Raw genomic sequence first — 1,010 nt, 5'->3', positions numbered from 1 at the left:
GTGGAACTCGAGCTCCCGGAAACCGAGGACGGCTACATCTCGGCTGTTCTTTGTCGGAAACCCGGCGGCACGGTCTCATGGCAGGCGCGCCCTCCCGAGGGTGAAGGCGACGCTTGGGTCACGGTCGCCCTCGAGGAGGACACAGTGGTGGCCACGTCGTGGTCGTCATGGCGCGTCCGCTACGACGTGATCAGCGGCCTCGAGAGGGGCCGCGACTTCACCAAGTGAACGGCCGGAAACGCCGCGAGTCTGGCGTCGTTCGTTGCTTAGCTGAGGGGCAGACGAGTTATCACCGGTGCGAGATCGGCGAGGCTCCGGCCGCCTGTGCCCACAGGTGCCGCAGCTCGGGGTAGTTGGTGACTGCCACCGGCAGCCGCACCACGCGCTCGGTCACCAGTTCCACCCATCCCGGCCCGAACCCTCTGCTACCAGGGCGGACCTGACGCACGTCCTTCCACGCAATGCGCGTCCGCCTAAGCCCGTGGACAATCACCACACCTTCAGGCTCAGCCAGCACTCGCGTGCAGAACTCCGAAATAGCTCTCGCAGTCAAGAACGCAGCCATCGCGACATGAAGGTACCTCAGGAGATGCCAAGGGTTTCCTTGGTCCATGGGCCGGAGATACATAGCTGCAAAGGCAGCCGCCTCAGAGAGCCGCAGGGCCAACATCCTCCCCCGCCAGGGCGGACGCCAGGCGTCCACAACTGGGGCCGACGGCGCGGCTAGCGGACGTGCCTTACCGAGCAATCCCGGGCGAAATGGCAACGTCATGCGGTCATCATGCCCGACAGTGCGGCGTGCCGGCATTGTTCCGTCCGCGCTTCCTGTAGCAGCGTTCCCAGTCCACGAGGAACATCCGCACATCAGCGTGAGGTGTTTAGCGTCAAGGGCTGAGCGGGTGCCGGTGTCCTCGTCGTCGGTCCCTGCATAGCTAATCGAGGTCGTGCTCGGCAGCGTGTGATCGGGTTGTGTCGACGACGGGACGGGGCGGCCTGCGATGTCCGACGAG

1 protein-coding gene is annotated in these 1,010 nt (G+C 65.2%); it reads left to right on the top strand.

The annotated features are described in order from the left end of the window. A partial coding sequence (locus tag AB4030_RS22375; protein WP_442279707.1) for a hypothetical protein occupies positions 1-228 on the top strand: 228 nt, incomplete at its 5' end. Positions 229-1,010 lie beyond the last annotated feature (782 nt).

The organism is Terrabacter sp. 2YAF2 (genome assembly GCF_052114705.1).
Classification (GTDB): Bacteria; Actinomycetota; Actinomycetes; order Actinomycetales; family Dermatophilaceae; genus Terrabacter.
The sequence above is the reverse complement of the archived record's forward strand: the minus strand, read 5'-3'. Positions and strand labels throughout refer to the sequence as shown.